We start from the raw sequence: 16142 nt of genomic DNA, 5'->3' as shown, positions 1-16142 counted from the left end.
CCGTCCGGTTACGGCGAATCGAGCGGGACGCCGCTGTTGCTGTTGCGGGCCGTGGTGAATATCTGCGACGTCCCTGCGCACCACGCCTGACTCCAGCTTTCGCCAGGTGCCAGACCCCAGCGCGCGCTGCAATCCCAACCTCTGGGCGTCATCGAACACATACGCACGTCCACCGGCGTCGGGCAGTGGTTGCTGACCGAAGCTGACGTGCCCTTGCCACAGGCATTGTTGGGACCCACCACAGGCCGGCTTACGCAAACATTGGCATCGGTTTGCGTGGACGCCGTGCCTCTCGGCGCGCCTTGTGCTTGCGGTAGGCCTTGCACCTGGCGTTGCGTCTGCGCTTCACGCTGTGCCTGCTGCTGTGCCTCGAACTGGCGCGCTGTCTCGTACTGGCGCTGCGTCGTCAGACGCGCATTTTCGGCATCGCGCTGGCGCTGCTCGGTCTGCGCCGCCTGTTGCGCATACTGCTGTTGCAGTCTGTATTGCTCCTGCTGCGCCTGCACCCGCGCCGTGGTGTCGTTGAGGCGCGCGATGGAGTCCGCCAGCCCCTGCTCGTTCGCCGCGGCCATGGCATTCCAGGCGGCGGCCTTCTGCGCCCGTTCGGCCTCGAACTCGGCGTCGGCGTCTGCCTCTTCCTGCTGTCGCGCCAATGCCTGCTCCTCCATCGCTGCGAATTCGGCCTGCTGCCGCTGCTGCTCCGCTGCTGCCGCAAGCTGCGCCTGCTCCCGGCGACGCGCCTGCCACTGCTGCCATTGAGCGACCCATTCCGGTGTACTGGGAACGTCATAGGTGGTCGAGAAGGTGGCCCAGGCACCGTCCTTGAGGGACTGGTTGGTCCACTTCGTTCCGCCGTCAGAGATCGCCTGAACCAGCGAGCGCACCTTGAGATTGTCCGGCCGCAGAACGAGGAGCTGGGAGATGCCTCCGGCCTCCACGCTCAGCTCCCGGGCATAAGCAGCCTTTACGTCGAGCGGCAGGCCGATCACCTTCTGCCGCTTGGCGTTCCACCGATAAATATCGGTGGCAGGACCTTCGCTTCCTGCCGTGATCTCTTTCCATTCCAGTTCAAGGCCGCGCTCCGTCCACGCCGACACGTAGCCTTTGTCAGGGGAGCTGGGCGGGTTGCGCTCCGGCTCCGTGCGGAACACGAAGTGTGGCTGATCCACCAGCGTTGCCATCACGCCCCAACGCGCCGGGACGGCCTGCATCGCGTCCGTTGCCGCCGCACCCTTTTTCCCGGCGGCAGCGGACTTCCTTGAACCCGGCGTCGCGGCAGGCGGCTCGCGGAATGCAATCACGACTCCATCCGCCTGTCGCTTCCTGATCAGTGCGACCAGCGCGGCGCAAAAGCGGCTCGCCCGCTCCTTCGCTGACGCGCACATGTCTTCGCCCGTGCTCTGCAGCAATGCGTCAACGTCCGACAGTGCCGGCGCGGCGGGCGCCACTCTCGCTGCGGCGGCTACCGCCGGCGCCGGCGCGCTCGCGTCCGGTGCTGCGGCAGCCCGGGGCGAAGTGGGAGCCACGGGAGGGGCGGCCACAGCGGCAGTGGGTTCGGGTGTCGGCGCAGGCTGCTCCAACCTAGCCGCTGGCGGCAGGGTACCGACCAGGCGCAGCATCTTGCCGGCCTCTACCACCACCCCGTCGCGCAGCGTTACCTGGTCATAGGCAACGCCGCCATCGAGCAGCGAAACCCGGAAGGGCTCGGAGCCCGCCATGGTCCACACAACCGAACCGTCCGGTTGCACGGCGCCGCTGCGCTGCTCTTTGCCGTCCTCGGTGACATAGCGCAGCGCGCCAGGACCGGCGACCGTGATGAATGCCCTGGCGGATGCCCCGCCGCCATCCTCGACCAGCGTGTCCTTGTCGCGCCACGACCAGCGGATTTGCCCGTGGCCGGAGGCCATGTCAGCGCCAGCAAGTCGCGAGTAAACCCCCCACGCCGCCTGATCGGCCGGGGCGGGAGACGACTCATCGTCGTTGGGGATCAGTTCGAAGCGCGAGTTCGCGGTCGCCGGAGCGATCGATGCGATCGCGCCATGGCTCAGCTTCACCTTCCGCATGTCGAGGGCGCCATCCTCGCCCAGCGCTACCCGATACGGCATCTTGAGAAAGCCCGAGCCGATCCACAGCACGCTGCCGTCGCTCTGCACCGTGCCCAGCCACTCCTTGCTCATGTAGGAGCTGACGAGGCGCAGCTTGCCCGGACCCGCGCCCGGCGTGATGGTGTTGCTGTAGTCCACCTCGGCGCCGCTGCGCAGGATGAACTCCTCGACCAGCTCCGCACCCGGCTTGGTCCAATGCCAGCGCACGATATAGATCGGGTCGCGCCGCTGCGTCCCGGCGACGTGCGCGTAGGGCCCCCAGACGGCGGGATCGACTGGCGCTTGCGCCGTGGCTACTGCGCTGATGGCACACAGGAAAAGCGCGGCGACGCGGACCGCGAAACGAGCGATGGCTGACATGAAATCCCCCCGGATATGGCGCAGAAGATAGCACCGCCAGCCGCCAGGGAAGACAGCGCACGCAATCCGTGGCTCCTGTTCGTTCGCGCCCCGTCGCTGGAAGAAACGAGGGGGGTTGAGCGGGTCTGACGCACGTATTCCTCCCGCTTGTCGACGTACCCCACGCCCTGATCGACGATGTCCGGACAGAAGGCGCGCAGCTGTACCGCAACCATGTGCAGATGGAGGGGAAGTGTCTTCCGTCTCGGCTCGATCGTGTGAGTGCTCGAGAAGAGGATGTGGCCAATCAAGTCACGCACGCGGCGCGCTCTGCCAGACGGCGAACAAGCTTGGTTGGCCTCGTCTCCTTTCATGGGGAGATCCGGGGGCCGGGAGCGGAAGCCGAGCAGGGTGTTCCGCTGCACGTCACGCAGCGCGGCATCACCAAGCGGGTAATCTGCCCAGGATCACTTCTTCGCCCGACTCGGCCACCGCCAGACCGGATCGCTCAGCACCTCGGCGAAGTAGTTGGCCACCGCTTCCACCTTTGCCGGTCGGTGGCGCGTGGTCGGCGACACGAAGTACAGGCCTCCGCCGGACTGCTCCCAGTCGGGCAGCAACGACAACAGGCGACCGTCCCGCAGGTACTCCGCCGCCATGAACTCGGGCAGCGCGGCAACAGCCTCGCCGGCCAGCAACACCGGCAGCAGTGCCTCCGAGTTGGTGGTGCGCAGCCTCCCCATCGGATGGACCACCTCCTCCTTGCGGCCGTTGCGGAAACGCCACGCGTCGCTTCCAGCGCGAAGCGCGTAGGCGAGGCAGTGGGCGGGGTCCAGGTCACGCGGGTGCTTGGGCGTGCCGAAGCGCCTTACGTAAACTGGCGCTGCCACGGTAAACCGCGACACCTTGCAGAGCAGTCGTGCCGCCAGCGAGGAATCGGGCAGCGACGCGATGCGCAGCGCTGCGTCAAAGCCATCGCCGACGATGTCGACCACCGCATCGGACAGATGCAGATCGACGGTCAACTCCGGATAACGCGCGAGCAACGCCGGGAGCAATGGGGCCACCCAGCGCACGCCGAAAGTCATCGGCGCGGCGATCCGCACTGTCCCGCGCGGCGAGGCGGACTGGTCGCGCGCCAGCGCCTCGGCCTCCTCGGCATCGCGATAGAGCTGGGCTGCGCGCTCAAGCAGGTTGCTGCCGAACGCGGTCAGCGCGAGCTGGCGCGACGTCCGGTTGAACACCCGCGCACCCAGGCGCTTTTCCAGCCGCGCGACACCCCGCGACAGCGTCGGCACCGAGAGGTCGAGCTCGCGCGCCGCGGCCCGGAACGAGCGGCATTCGGCGACCTTGGCAAACAGGGCGAGCCCTTCGAAGTCCGGCAGCTTGGACATATCAATAATGAAACGATGAATTTCATTTGATTCTATTTAGTCACGAACCTTCCGTCGATATCTTTTCGCCACCAGTCACTCACCCACGAGGTTTCAACCATGTCACGCAAGCTCGAAAACAAGATCGCGGTGGTCACCGGCGGCAGCTCCGGCATCGGCCTGGAGACCGCCCGGCAGTTCGCTCTGGAGGGCGCCACCGTCTACATCACCGGGCGCCGGAAAGCCGAGCTCGAAGCCGCGGCGGCCTCGATCGGTCCGCAGGGCGTCGCAGTGCAGGTGGACTCGGCCAAGCTCGGTGACCTGCAGCGCCTGACCGACCGCATCAAGGGCGAACACGGGCGCGTGGACGTGCTGTTCGTCAACGCCGGCGGCGGCTCCATGCTTCCGCTGGGCGAGATCACCGAAGCGCACTTCGATGACACCTTCGACCGCAACGTCAAGGGGACCCTGTTCACGGTGCAGACCCTGCTGCCCATCCTGGGGCCGGGCGCCTCCGTCATCCTGACCGGTTCCACCGCCGCGACCACCGGCACGCCTGCTTTCAGCGTCTATGGCGCATCCAAGGCCGCGGTGCGCGCATTCGTCCGCAACTGGATTCTCGACGTCGACAAGAGCCGCAGGATCCGCTTCAACACGCTGAGCCCCGGCCCCACGCGCACGCCCGGCCTGGTCGGCTTGGCTGGCCCGGACGCGGCCCAGCAGCAGGGCCTGCTCGACGCGCTCGCTGCCCAGTTGCCGCTGGGGCGGGTCGGTGAGCCGCTGGAGATCGCACGCGCGGCCGTGTTCCTCGCCTCCGATGACGCCAGCTTCGTCACCGGCACCGAGTTGTTCGTCGACGGTGGCCAGGCCCAGGTGTGACGGGAGGGCTCCCAGGCGCCTGTACCCCCACAAGCCGGGGCGCTTCCCGCCGGAGCGTCCCGGCGGGCTGGCGTGACAGGTGACGCGGGAGCGAGTAGGAGGGCTTCTCTCCGGAGAGCCCCTCCCCCGTCCCGCTTGGTCAATCGGGTCAGGTTGAGGTGAGCCGATTCGCGCGATCAAGCCGCGATCTGGTGCTCGTAGAACGGGTGCCGCTTGTCGTCGAAGATGGCATATAGCGCGGCCAGGTTCGCCGGATCCGGACGGAGCCACGCGTCGATGTGTTCCGGCTTTATGTTGATGATCGTTCGATCGTGCCCGGCCGCGGCGACTTCGGGCTCCGGCTCGTCGGTGATCGCGGTAAACGACAGCAGCTTCTCGCCCTGCCCCTCCCATCGTGACCACAGACACGCCACGAGCATCGGCTCGCGGTCGCGCGGGGTGAACTGCACCACGCGATTTTTCCCGTCTGGTCCCTCGACGTTCTCGTAGAAGGTTTCAACGACGATGAGGCCATGGGCGAAGCCGAACTGGCCTTTCCAGAAGCCCTCGAGATTGTCTCGCCTGGCGTTGTAGGTGCCGGGGAACCTGGTGTCGTAGAGCGCGGGCTTCCCCTCTGGCCTGCACTGGTAGCGCATGGGCTTCACTACGCGTCGGCCGTCCTCCCACACCATCACCGGCGCGTAATAGCCGGGGTAGATGCGCGAGTCGTCGGGCTCCAGCTCGCGGCGGTGAAGGTCTTCGAGCTTGCGCTCGACGGCCTTGATCTTGTTGCCGGCGATGCGCTGGTCGTTTGCGGCCTTCTTGGTGGGCTTGGCGCTCGCGAGCACCGCCTCCGCTTTGGCCAGGCGATCGCGCTGTGTGCCGAGGTCGGACTCGAGCACGGCTTCGAGTTCCCGGTCGCCTTCGGCCACCAGCTTGGCCAGCTCGAACCCTTCGGCGCTCTCTGGCTTGCGGAAGCTCTCGCGCATGGCCTTGGGCAGACGGGACCACTGGCCGCGTGCCTTGACGTCAATGAAGGTCCGCACGAACTCCTTGAAGTCCATGATCGCGCCATGCACGTGCACGAACTTGTTGTATGCCGCCCACACCTGCGCCGAGTAGCACATCAGTCGAGTGCCGGTGCGCTGTGCTGGCGCAACATCTCGCGCAGCCGCCCGGCTGCCCATGGGTAGTCATCCTTGGCCGCTGCGTCCAGGAGGAGAATTTCCCGGGGAACGCAATCCGGAAGGAAGAATTCAGTGGTCGCAGATGCACGGACCATCGTCGGCATCCGCGACTCAAGGTCATCCAGGTCTTCCTGCAGCTGGGCAAGGGTGGCGGTCATCGCTTGAATCTAGCACTGGCCGATCGCCGATCGTGAGTCGCCAACGGCGTGGCGTCCGCTCCATACCCAGACGCGAACCCAGGCCCGCGCCGGACCTGGCCGGCGACCTCCTGGCCGAGCCGGGCTCAGCTCGTGCGGGCACAGAGTGCAATTTTCTGAGTGTCTCGTGGGCCTGCAACGACAGACGACGCGCCGGACCACGGGCATCGATGGCGCTTTGGCAAGGAGCCGCCCATGGCACGCAGTCCGCGCATCGACCTCCCGGGCATTTCCCAGCACGTAGTCCAGCGCGGAAACGATCGACAGCCCTGCTTCTTCACCGATGCCGATCGGCACTGCTACTTGCAGAACCTCAAGGAGATCGCGCTGCGGGAGCACTGCCAGGTTCACGCCTATGTACTGATGACCAACCACGTGCACCTGCTGATGACCCCGGAGACCAGCGGCCAGGTCGCCCGCCTCATGCAGGCGCTGGGGCGGCGATATGTCCGCTACGTCAACGATCGTTACCGCCGCACGGGCACGCCTGGGAGGGCCGCTACAAATCCTCCCTCGTCGATCGCGACACCTACCTGCTGCGCTGCTACCGCTACATCGAGCTGAACCCGGTTCGCGCGCGCATGTGCGCCGATCCCGCCGACTACCCGTGGTCCAGCCATGCGGCCAACGCCCTCGGGCGTGACGACGCGGTCGTCCACCCCCACCCCAACTACCACGCCCTTGGAGCCACGAGGGAGGAGCGCTGCGCCGCCTATCGCGCCATCGCGGTGGAAACCATGTCCGACGAAGATATCGAGGCGATCCGGCTGCATCTGCAGCGTCAGCATGCGCTCGGATCCGACCGCTTCAGTGCCGCCATCGAGGCCCAGCTCGCCCGCCCTGCTGGGCCGCTCAAGATCGGGCGGCCGAGGAAAGCCCACAACCGGTCAGAAAGTCGAACCTGACCTTTGTTTTGGAAAGTGGAACCTGACCGCTGTTTGGTTGACTCCAGTTTCTGGATTGGATGATCAACCCGTGTCCTGAGGGGTGAACTCGTCGCACCCAGCTCCGGCGACGGCTGCCCAATGCCCATCGGCAGCCTGGATGGCCGCATATTGGTTGACCGAAAGGTAGGCGGGCACCGCACCAACCTTGTTTGCAGCGTACTGACCGTTGACGCAGCCCGGCGAACGACGGCTTACCTCGGTAGCTGGCTTCCGCCGCAAGCGGAAGCCAGGAATCGTGTCGTAGATGTAGCCGTCGTATTCAAGCCACATGTGTGTGGGCAGCTTGTCAGCCGCAGAATCGAACTCCCCGTATATGATGCACGGCCGCGCCGTACTGACCGCCGTCCTGAGGCCGACGAACTCGGCCACCTTGAGGTGTCGGTTACCCTTGAACCCTCCTTGGTACAGGGCAGTACCCTTGGCCTCGATCAGGTGATTCAGATTGGTCGATCGTTCCTCATTGATCCAGCCGTCAATCGCCCAGACCCTGCAACTGCATCCATCGATAAACTCGTCCATGCCGCAAACCTCCTTGTGCGTGGAAACGCCGGACCGGCTCTGCCTCACAGGGAGCTCGAGCACCGTGTAGCGAACGCCGGCCCCTCGACCAAAGAGTGCGCATTTGGGTGAACTTTCCGATCACCCCTTCTCGTGTTGCCCATGCCAGCAAAGTAAACCCGGCATTTGGAACCTCCGAAGACAGGGGTCAAAGTGGACTTTTCGATCAGAAAGTCGAACCTGACCCCTGTTTTCGGCTTGCCTCGCCCGTGTGCTGATTAAGATAAGCAAGCACTCGCGTCCAATGCTGTTCCTCAGCGTAGCGCCTGAAACCTGCTCCACCGTCATTCATTTGCCAGCTTGAGCCAGCCTTCAGAAGCAGCAGCGCGATGTCTTCATTCTGCGCGCTTCCCAATGCAGGCAGGCCGTAACGACCCGCGGTTGACGCATTCAGGCCATGCAGCAGCAGGTAGCGAACGAATGCGATATCACCCGCCTCAACCGCCCTGTGCAGAAGCGTGTCGCCATCAGCTGCCTGCGCCTTCAGATCGCAGCCCTTCGCGGCAAGCCATTCGGCAATCGCCTGTCCCTCCCAATGCACATCGCGGTAGGAGCGTGAGAGGAGCAGCGTCACCGGCACGCGCTTGGGGGTGGCCCGTTCACCATCTTCATCCTCGTCCTCGAGCCGAAGCGAAGGGTGGACCTCGCCACCGCCTGCGTTCCATATCTTCTGCACGGCCGCAAGGCGCCCGCCCCTTACTGCGTCCTGAAAGGCCAGGTCGAGTTTGTGCTTGTCCAGCAGACCGCCCGTGTTCAACAGGCCCTGCGCCACGAGCGGATCGATCAGCGCGACGCGATGATGGACCAGCGCAACGTTTAGCAGTGTCGATTCCGTCGGCATGGGCGCTCCCCGCGGTGGCCGTACCGCGTCTCCGCCCTTGACAGGCGTACCAAGGTCGATCATCCGCAACAACGCCGCTTCGTCGGTGCTACCGTCGTTGGCAACGGCTCGCGCCAACGTATCAGCGCCCTCTTGTGAGGTGAAATCAAAGTTTTCACTTTGCAAGCGCTCGACCGCCGCCAAGGAGAGATGTATCCACTCGGACGTTCGTCCCACACGATCCACCTCGTTTTCGAATTCCCCAACCGCGGCAGGCATGCCGACCATGCGACCCACATAGTCCTCGATCTCGTGCGTCAACCTGCCCATCTTCAAGGTGAGCACGTAGGTCGAGTTGTCGGTGATTGGAGCTCGATAACTAGTGCTCATGGACCAGAGATCGACGCGCCGGGCTCTTTCCACAAGCGCCGCCACCTCTTCAGGGGATATCTGATAGCGGTGCTTTCCCTGGACGTCTGCATAGCCCCCACCTTGATAGTCCACCTGCCCGTTCCCGTGGATGCTCACCTCATAACCAGGGCACATTCCGAAGCACCCGCCTCGGGACAGCGAAATCGTCACCTGAGCGGGTGAAACCTCGGGCAACGGTTGGTGCACCAAGGGGACCCGCTGCTCGGCTACCGTCTCCCGAATTACAACCGAAGCTGGCTTGCCGTCGACAAGAAAGGGCCGGTAGCGCCAGCCAGTCATCGCCCGCAGAAGTTCGCGCCGCGTGTGGTTGAGTGCGCGCCGCTCACTGAAGTCGCTCCCCATCGACCGGCAGGCAACGCGCCCTGATGCGTCAACAAGCAGCGTGAGCGGAACATTCCAGTGGGTGGGACCCGAATCGCCAGCGTAAGAAAGCGTCGGCAGCTCAAACTGGCGATGAGCGAGAACCTCGTCACTCGCAGGGATGCCATCAAGCTGGTGCGGCCCACACGAAGGGATCGCTGCTGGCTTCGATGTAGTCGAGCCGTCCGAACTGGCCTGCGCGCCTCCGGTGACGACACAAAAACCGCACGCCAGCGCACGCGCAAATATCCACTTCGGGGACACGCTCATCTGAATCCTTCTCCCGCTTGAGACTAAAACAGGAGTCAGAGCGGACTTTTTTAGCTGACCCTGCGGGAAAGTGCACTCTGACCCCAGTTTTTCGCATTCCTTGACGTTTCAAAAATAAAAAAGCGCCTCGCAAGCGAGCCTAGCACTGGGCGACCAAAAGCTTAGCCAAACAGGGGTCAAGGCTGACTCTGCGAAGCAAAGGCGCTGCAAAAAGTGCACTCTGACCCCTGTTTTCGACCCCTGTTTTCGATCCGGCTGCATCTGCAGCGCCAGCATGCGCTCGGGTCCGACCACTTCCGCGCCATCATCGAGGCCCAGCTCGCCCGCCCCGCCGGGCCGCTCAAGATCGGACGGCCGAGGAAAGCCCACAACCGGTCAGAAAGTCGAACCTGAGCCCTGTTTTGATCCCTCGGTAAGCGGATCAGTTAACGCTCGAGAGATACAGCCCAAGAGACGACAAAGCCATGCCAGCCATCACCAAGGGCAGGCTGCGCCTCGCACTTTGCCAATGCACCACCAGAAACACCGGATAGGTGACGACCCAGAGGGCAACCATGCCTGAGAGCCACAGGATGGAACGGCGTTTTGCGAGCACCAGGGACCAAGCAAAGCCGAATATCCAGACGATGCCGCCCAGCAACTTCATCAGCCAGGCCACCATCGTTGCGGCCCCCGACGGCTGGCCCCGAGTGTCCCCTTCACTCGTCAGCTGAAAAGCCACCGGAATCCGGATTCGCTGCGCAACCGCCCTGCCTCTGACGAGAGCGGGTCGAAATGACCATTGGGCGACACTTCGCAAGGCCGCCTCGTCCAGCCGTGGATGCCCGCTGGATTTTTCCAAGGTCGCGTCGTGCACACGCCCGGTGGCATCCACCTCGAGGGCGACGATGGCGGTGCCCTCCTCGCCGGCGGCAACGGCCTCGGCCGGATACTGCACAGGTGCCTCGGCAACGGACGCGGGGGTAAGGTCCGGCGCCCTTTGGGCGCCAAGGGGCGCGCCAACCTGTAACGACAAACCCAAGGGCAACACTAAGCGGATAAGGAAGTGCACGCTGATCCTTGTGTTTCTGTTCGCGCCAGATGCCGCCAGAAGAGGACTGAAACAGGGGGCAGAGTCACCTGATCACTGCGCTCGCTTCAAGAAAGTGCACCCTGACCCCCGGCTTCGCTGTTTTGGCCCCTGTCTCGCTGACCCCGACGGACAACGCTGTTGTCGATCAGTGGCCGGTCTCTACAAGACGGATGCGCCCATCGTGGATCGCCCACGCCGCACTCTCCGTGCTCACGTACATATCCTTGTGCGCCCAAAGGCTCCAGAAGACGTGCGCCTCGGTCGGCGTGGTGTCGAGCAGGTGGCTGATCATCAGTGCGACCGCACGCGGGTCATTTTCCAGGGCGATGCACGACTTCGTGAAAGGCCGCTGCGCCACGATGGTGCCGTGGTCCACGGTCACCCGAGACGTGCCGCCAATCGGGATGACGCTTGGTTGGGTGGTCGCGGGTAGCAGGTAAACCAGCCATTTCCCCGCAGACGATGCATCGAGTGGGAGCACCACCGTGTTGTAGCGAGCGCTGCACGGCGGGAACTTCGCGCCAAGTGCGACCGTGCGGGCAGCGACGGCACCAGCCTCAAACGCAGAGAGGGGCAGTGGCGTGGCATACGCCTCCACCTTGCCGACCAACTTGCCGTCATTCGATACGGTGGCGCGATACAGCGCTGCCGGCGTCGCGTCGATGAAGGTCACCGTCACCGCGTCGGCGTGCGCCTGGGTGATCCATCCACGCACGCGCGATTCCTGGCGGAACGCATCCAGCTTGAGCGCCGCATCGGTCGCGACTGTGGCAGCCCGGTCGCTTACAAACATGGCCCGCCCCACCACCTCGTCGGCATGCAGGGTTGCCTTCTCCTGCGGCGACAGTGCCCGCGGTGCTTCACGTTCGCTCGCGCGCACCGTCGTGACACCTACAACGCAAAGCACCAGCAAAAGCGATCGGATGATCAACATATGCACTCCCCTTGGGCATGCGCCAATGCTTTACCAAAACACGGTCTGAGGTCGACCTTTTTCAGCGCACACCGAGAGAAAGTGCACTCTGACCCCAGTTTTTCACTCCAGGTTTTCTAGGCCGAATTCGCATTGACCCTACGCATCAGTTCATGTATCAATCGAAACGCGGCCGGATGGGCCGCATTTAGGGAAGAAGTGAGCATGAAGCTTAACAAGACTCTCATAACTGGACTCGCTGGATTCGCCGCTCTCACCGCAAGCGCCATCGCGGTCAGTGCGCCTTCCAACTACATCGACACCATTTATTACTCCGACGCCAGCCACACCAACATGGTTGGAGAGAGTGTTCTCTATTGCACGGGCCGCCACAGGCAAACTGGCCAAGTCACGGCTTACTACACCATCGAATCAGAGCCCTGCTGATCACTTCGCCAGCGTAAGGGTTCGAAATCTGAAAAGCTGCCTCCGGGCAGCTTTTCTTTTTCAGAAGATGCGCAAGAAAAAGACAAAAAAAAGGGGGCCAGAGCCACTCTCTCACTGCGCTCGCCTCCAGAAATTGCACTCAGACCCATTTTTTCCTCCTTCATTCCGCAATTTCTGCCTATTTTGAGACGGCCGCCTTCAGCGCCGCATTCGAGTCGTGAGTCCAGTCTCCGACTTGCTGAACGTCATAGGTCGCCGTAACCGTGCACTCCACTTTCGCTTCTTTGCAGCGGCTTTCGGCATCCTTCGCGGCAGTTTTGTAGACCGCACTCGAGCCGACGTGCAAAGCACGGGTCGTGTCCGTGGCTATGGTGATGGCGCCGCCGGATACGGTCCGCGCGGCGACGCACTGCTGGCCACTGGCCTTCTCGCAGGCATTCACCGCCGCACTGGACGCATCCTCTGCCTTGTGCCGCCCGGTGCTGACCCAGACCGTACTGCCCCACGGCCCGCCAATGGCCTTCGAATCGATCCACGCCACCGAGCCGTATTTGCGGCGAAAGTCGCCTTCAGGCGCAAGAATTATAGGCTGACCCAAGCTCAGGCCACCCACGGCCTCAAGCCACGGATGTGCGAAAGCGGTCCTGATGATTCCGCAATGCTTGCCACCGCCCTCGCGGCAAGACTTGAGAGTGACTCGCTTGGCAGCAGCCACGCTATCGCCGACGTTCTCCCACAACGCCCCGTCCTCGTCCCGAACCAGCGCGAGGCCGCCGTTGCGGACACCCGTACCGACGGTGCAACCGTCGCCCATGGCTTGCGCACATGCCCCGACTGCTGCTGCCTCGGCAGCCTGGAAACTGCCGAAACCCGTGGCAATCCAGCCGTCAGATGCGTCGGCGTGCCAGGCCATCGTCATGTAGTTGTCCATCCACACCATCTGCGGGCCCGGAGGAGCCTCATACGCAGGGGCCTGGTACTGGGGTAAGGTCGAGGGGTCATCAACGCACAACGGCACAGGCGCGACGCCATTGCCGCCTTGGGACATGCCCACTACCCGCTGACCGGGCTGGTTGCCCGAACAGGCATATTGCGCGACAGCGGGATGTGCCCAGAGGCCGGTGAAAAAGAGAAATCCCGCGAGCAGGATATGTCGCCGGCTTTGTCCGGAGGGATGCATGCTGATGACACTCAGGCGATACCGGAAAATCCTTTTCATAACGCGTTCCTTGACGTTTAAAAATAGCAAAGCGCCTTGCAAGCGAGCCTAGCACTCGGAGATCAAAAGCTTAGCCAAAACGGGGGCCAGGGCTGACTTTTTTAAAGCAAAGGCGCTGCAAAAAAGTGCACTCTGACCCCTGTTTTTGACGAAAACCCGGCGCTTCGCAGGCGTCCGCCCTGCCCATCGACCACCGCGCACCCGGTAAGCAGAGCCCAAGCCAGACGAGCGCTTCAATCAAGCGGCGTAAGTGAACCTGACCGTGTTAGCTCTAGCTCTAGCTCTAGCTCGACCCCGTTAGCTCCAATCCATTGACGAACACAAACGGTCCAACACAGTCGAGCAATGCCTCGCGAACGTCCTCAGGAAAGTCGGCCTGGAGCATCGCGTACCTTTCCAATACATACTCTCGGAGCGTTTGCCAACGCGCAGGCGAGGTGCGCGAGGTGGGGCGTGCGATTACGCGTACCACCATCGCGAATACCTTGTCCTCACCCACGGGCACTTCTTCGAACGTAAGGGTGACCTCGGCTTCACTGTCGCCCGTAGCCGTCACCAGCGCCCCCGATTCGTATAGCTTGTCCTCGATGCCCAAGAGTGCATCTCGCACAGACTCGTCAGCCGCTGCCGCCGTAACGTCCATGGGTCTTCTCAACGCGCGGCGAGCAAGCCAACGCTGCGGCTCATTTTCACCCAGTCCCCGGACGTGCGGCCCGGAGCGCCCTTGTTGCGATTGCTTTGCCCCCAAGCCCCAGTGTGGGCTTGCGCCCAGATGGCTACCTTGCGCCCCTCCAATTCAACAGTGAACGCTGCATTGATCGCATCTTCCATGGTGTGGCAGCGTTCCGCCCCGTGCGTCAATCTGCCCTGAGAGGCCGCGACATGAATAGCATTGAAGGTGTTCTTGCCGAGGCAGATGACGAGCTTGGGCGCAACAATCCTGATCTGCGGTAAAGCGAATTCGTTTGCCGCGAGCACGAGATCCGCAAAAGGAAAACGGGCGGATAAGCCGCGGCCCTTGATGAAAGGAAACAAGTTAGTGGCGTAAGTATCTTCCAACTTCAGCCCCATTGCGTCCCTCAATAACCTGTCGAGCGTCCTGTTGGTCGGAAGATTGGGATCGCGCCCCAGTTCACTTGGTCCGCCACTACGCCGCAATGCATTATCCGAACTCCAGTCCTGGAGCATAATCATCACGTCTGCGTTGATGTTATGCGCGCCCTTGGAATAGGGAGAGACAAAATTGCAATCCCTGTCAAAAGCACCGTCGGCGTAATCGGCCAGCCGCGCATATTGCGGAAGGATGTCGGGCTGGCGCCTCTTTTTAACGAGCTCCAACAGCTTTTCATGCTTGTTCAACGTTCCACCCCTGTTGCGCTGAAAGTCTTATGAATACCCCGTAAGTCAGAATCACTGCCGAAGGCCAGAAAAGTGAACCTGACTCCGTTTTGAGCAGAGCCCAAGCCAGGCGACCGCTTCAATCATGCGGCATAAGTTAACCCGACCCGGTTAACTTGCGGTCTTGACTCCTCTGTTAAGCGGAGTACTTAAGAACGACATTCTCGATTAGGTCGATGATAAAATCGGTCGCCTTGACCTCCGAAATCGAAACATTCGCGGGATGTGCGGCGCTGTTTCGGATACCGAGCTTCGTATCAAGGATCTTCCGCACATCGTTCGAGATTACCTTCGAGGCTCGGAGTAACTCGATTAGCTTCACTTCCTTAGAGATCTCTGCAAAGTCGTCGATATTCGTAATTGCTGAAAGCTTCACGCCTTTGTCGGCAACTAGAGCAGCGTTGAATTCGCTGAGCTTGTGCTTGAGGACGTGCTGATAAAGATGGCTAAGACTGAGAAGCCATGTCATCAAGATCGCCGCCCTCCGAGCACCGATCTCATAGCAGTCGATCGCTTCTTGGAGGAAAGATCGTTCCGTTGGGTCCGAAATCTTCGGGAGAAGATCTCTAAGCAAAATACTTGTTTCGACTTTTGCTGGGCCGGAGTGCAGTTTTTGCTGCACCTCAGTCTGAGCCTCACGTGTCAAGTGATAGCCAGTCTTTGTGCGAATGAAGGACTGCCCTTTCCCTCTCTTGCTCTTTGCGCTTAGCAACGCTCTGATATTCGAATAGGGTGGAATGCGAAGTTTTGCAAAGCACTCGTCAACCTTAGTCGCAGTCGTGTCGCCCTGTCCCTCGATGACCGTAAGGTAGTAGGCAAAGTAGCTCACGAGTTCCGACTTAGTCCTTTGCCCGACATCGGGAATCTGCGCAGCAAAGGCCTCGAGTTTTGACGTCATTACTTAGCGGCCTTCTTAGGGAAGTCGTGGAGCATGTAGTTCTCGCCCGGTGTCGTGACACGAATATCATCCATGTCCGACGTGTCGAGCCAGCCCTTTCTCTTTGCCGTGTTAAATGCGCTTTGGCGAAGTGCGCCAGGAACTTTCGCTTCCACGGCGCGGTAGCATGTATAGAGATGTGCTGGCGTGATGCCCGTGATTCCCAGCTTATGCTGCATGAAGTAGACGAAAATTAGGTTGTGGTCCGGAGCAGTCTTGACTTCATATTTCGCGAAGAAGTCCCTTAGTCGACCGTGCGTTGGGCTCGTCAGGTTCAAATCCTTAACGACCGAGTAGCTTTCCTTACTACCCTTGCTCTTCACTTTTGTTTTCTTCGCGGCTGAGCCTAAGGGTTGCTCACCAAGAACATCTTTAACTTCGGAGCGATCGTGTCCACCTCCCGCTCCTTCGCCGGATGGCGATCGTTGGCCTGCGTCGCTGGGGATCCGATCCTTGAAGTCGTCGTAGATTGCCCGGACAAAAGCTTCCGAGCCTTCCACATCGATGATTCCTTTAGAAAGATCTATATGTAGCTTCACCTGACTCATGTTTGCCCCCTACGAGCTTCCCTTGCCGAAACTGAGACGGTGGATGCTGAACATACCGCAGCGTGAAACGCGCTGCATGATCAAAGGCTGGTCATGGGCAGGCTGTCAGGGTGCACGCGTCCAAGGACTCCTGCCTGCCAAGTGTCATCCGCTTGAGTTTGA

17 protein-coding genes are annotated in these 16142 nt (G+C 62.1%); 4 read left to right on the top strand and 13 right to left on the bottom strand.

The annotated features are described in order from the left end of the window. Positions 1 to 8: 8 nt before the first annotated feature. Positions 9 to 2465, bottom strand: coding sequence for a hypothetical protein (locus tag VFG40_RS10505; protein WP_324897303.1), 2457 nt, complete (start codon positions 2463 to 2465; stop codon positions 9 to 11). Positions 2466 to 2911: 446 nt separating this feature from the next. Continuing rightward, on the bottom strand, positions 2912 to 3838 hold the full coding sequence (locus tag VFG40_RS10500) for a LysR family transcriptional regulator (RefSeq protein ID WP_324897302.1): 927 nt from the start codon (positions 3836 to 3838) through the stop codon (positions 2912 to 2914). Positions 3839 to 3937: 99 nt separating this feature from the next. Between VFG40_RS10500 and VFG40_RS10495 the strand changes: the two genes are divergently transcribed. Continuing rightward, a complete protein-coding gene (locus VFG40_RS10495) occupies positions 3938 to 4696 on the top strand; it encodes an SDR family oxidoreductase (protein ID WP_324897301.1) in 759 nt (252 codons plus the stop codon). A gap of 176 nt (positions 4697 to 4872) precedes the next feature. On the opposite strand, the gene VFG40_RS10490 is transcribed toward VFG40_RS10495, so the two are convergent. After that, positions 4873 to 5802, bottom strand: coding sequence for an SOS response-associated peptidase family protein (locus VFG40_RS10490; RefSeq protein WP_324897417.1), 930 nt, complete (start codon positions 5800 to 5802; stop codon positions 4873 to 4875). Beyond that, positions 5802 to 6020 (bottom strand): hypothetical protein, encoded by a 219-nt coding sequence (locus VFG40_RS10485; protein ID WP_324897300.1) that lies wholly within the window; start codon positions 6018 to 6020, stop codon positions 5802 to 5804. Before VFG40_RS10485 ends, VFG40_RS10490 begins: the two co-directional genes overlap by 1 nt. Positions 6021 to 6254: 234 nt before the next feature. On the opposite strand from VFG40_RS10485, the gene VFG40_RS10480 reads away from it, so the two are divergent. Then, the gene (locus VFG40_RS10480; protein ID WP_324897299.1) at positions 6255 to 6623 is read left to right on the top strand and encodes a transposase; all 369 of its coding nucleotides are present in this window, start codon (positions 6255 to 6257) and stop codon (positions 6621 to 6623) included. Between the two features lie 17 nt (positions 6624 to 6640). Further along, entirely contained in the window at positions 6641 to 6964 is a 324-nt protein-coding gene (locus VFG40_RS10475) for a transposase (RefSeq protein WP_324897298.1), read from the top strand. Between the two features lie 63 nt (positions 6965 to 7027). Here VFG40_RS10475 and VFG40_RS10470 read toward each other — a convergent pair whose 3' ends face one another. The 4 genes from VFG40_RS10470 to VFG40_RS10455 all read right to left on the bottom strand — a co-directional run bounded on the left by VFG40_RS10470 (position 7028) and on the right by VFG40_RS10455 (position 11452). Beyond that, the gene (locus tag VFG40_RS10470) at positions 7028 to 7525 is read right to left on the bottom strand and encodes a hypothetical protein (protein WP_324897297.1); all 498 of its coding nucleotides are present in this window, start codon (positions 7523 to 7525) and stop codon (positions 7028 to 7030) included. Between the two features lie 205 nt (positions 7526 to 7730). Continuing rightward, complete coding sequence (locus VFG40_RS10465) at positions 7731 to 9446, bottom strand: DUF6438 domain-containing protein (RefSeq protein WP_324897296.1); 1716 nt, start codon at positions 9444 to 9446, stop codon at positions 7731 to 7733. A gap of 421 nt (positions 9447 to 9867) precedes the next feature. After that, complete coding sequence (locus tag VFG40_RS10460) at positions 9868 to 10497, bottom strand: energy transducer TonB (protein WP_324897295.1); 630 nt, start codon at positions 10495 to 10497, stop codon at positions 9868 to 9870. 166 nt (positions 10498 to 10663) lie between these two features. Further along, complete coding sequence (locus VFG40_RS10455; RefSeq protein WP_324897294.1) at positions 10664 to 11452, bottom strand: hypothetical protein; 789 nt, start codon at positions 11450 to 11452, stop codon at positions 10664 to 10666. A gap of 204 nt (positions 11453 to 11656) precedes the next feature. Between VFG40_RS10455 and VFG40_RS10450 the strand changes: the two genes are divergently transcribed. Beyond that, positions 11657 to 11878, top strand: a complete 222-nt coding sequence (locus tag VFG40_RS10450; protein WP_324897293.1) for a DUF6289 family protein — start codon at positions 11657 to 11659, stop codon at positions 11876 to 11878. Positions 11879 to 12056: 178 nt separating this feature from the next. On the opposite strand, the gene VFG40_RS10445 is transcribed toward VFG40_RS10450, so the two are convergent. The 5 genes from VFG40_RS10445 to VFG40_RS10425 form a co-directional block, all read right to left on the bottom strand. Beyond that, positions 12057 to 13097, bottom strand: coding sequence for a DUF4189 domain-containing protein (locus VFG40_RS10445; protein WP_324897292.1), 1041 nt, complete (start codon positions 13095 to 13097; stop codon positions 12057 to 12059). A gap of 283 nt (positions 13098 to 13380) precedes the next feature. Continuing rightward, positions 13381 to 13740 (bottom strand): hypothetical protein, encoded by a 360-nt coding sequence (locus VFG40_RS10440; protein WP_324897291.1) that lies wholly within the window; start codon positions 13738 to 13740, stop codon positions 13381 to 13383. Positions 13741 to 13748: 8 nt separating this feature from the next. Beyond that, positions 13749 to 14456 carry a uracil-DNA glycosylase family protein gene (locus tag VFG40_RS10435; RefSeq protein ID WP_324897290.1) on the bottom strand — a complete coding sequence of 236 codons (708 nt, stop codon included), beginning with the start codon at positions 14454 to 14456 and terminating at the stop codon, positions 13749 to 13751. Positions 14457 to 14631: 175 nt separating this feature from the next. Continuing rightward, positions 14632 to 15393 carry a hypothetical protein gene (locus VFG40_RS10430; protein WP_324897289.1) on the bottom strand — a complete coding sequence of 254 codons (762 nt, stop codon included), beginning with the start codon at positions 15391 to 15393 and terminating at the stop codon, positions 14632 to 14634. Beyond that, positions 15393 to 15980 carry a hypothetical protein gene (locus tag VFG40_RS10425; RefSeq protein WP_324897288.1) on the bottom strand — a complete coding sequence of 196 codons (588 nt, stop codon included), beginning with the start codon at positions 15978 to 15980 and terminating at the stop codon, positions 15393 to 15395. The genes VFG40_RS10430 and VFG40_RS10425 overlap by 1 nt, the downstream gene beginning before the upstream one ends. Positions 15981 to 16142 lie beyond the last annotated feature (162 nt).

Origin of the sequence: Dyella sp., assembly GCF_035685805.1 — a bacterium.
Classification (GTDB): domain Bacteria; phylum Pseudomonadota; class Gammaproteobacteria; order Xanthomonadales; family Rhodanobacteraceae; genus Dyella_A.
The sequence above is the reverse complement of the archived record's forward strand: the minus strand, read 5'-3'. Positions and strand labels throughout refer to the sequence as shown.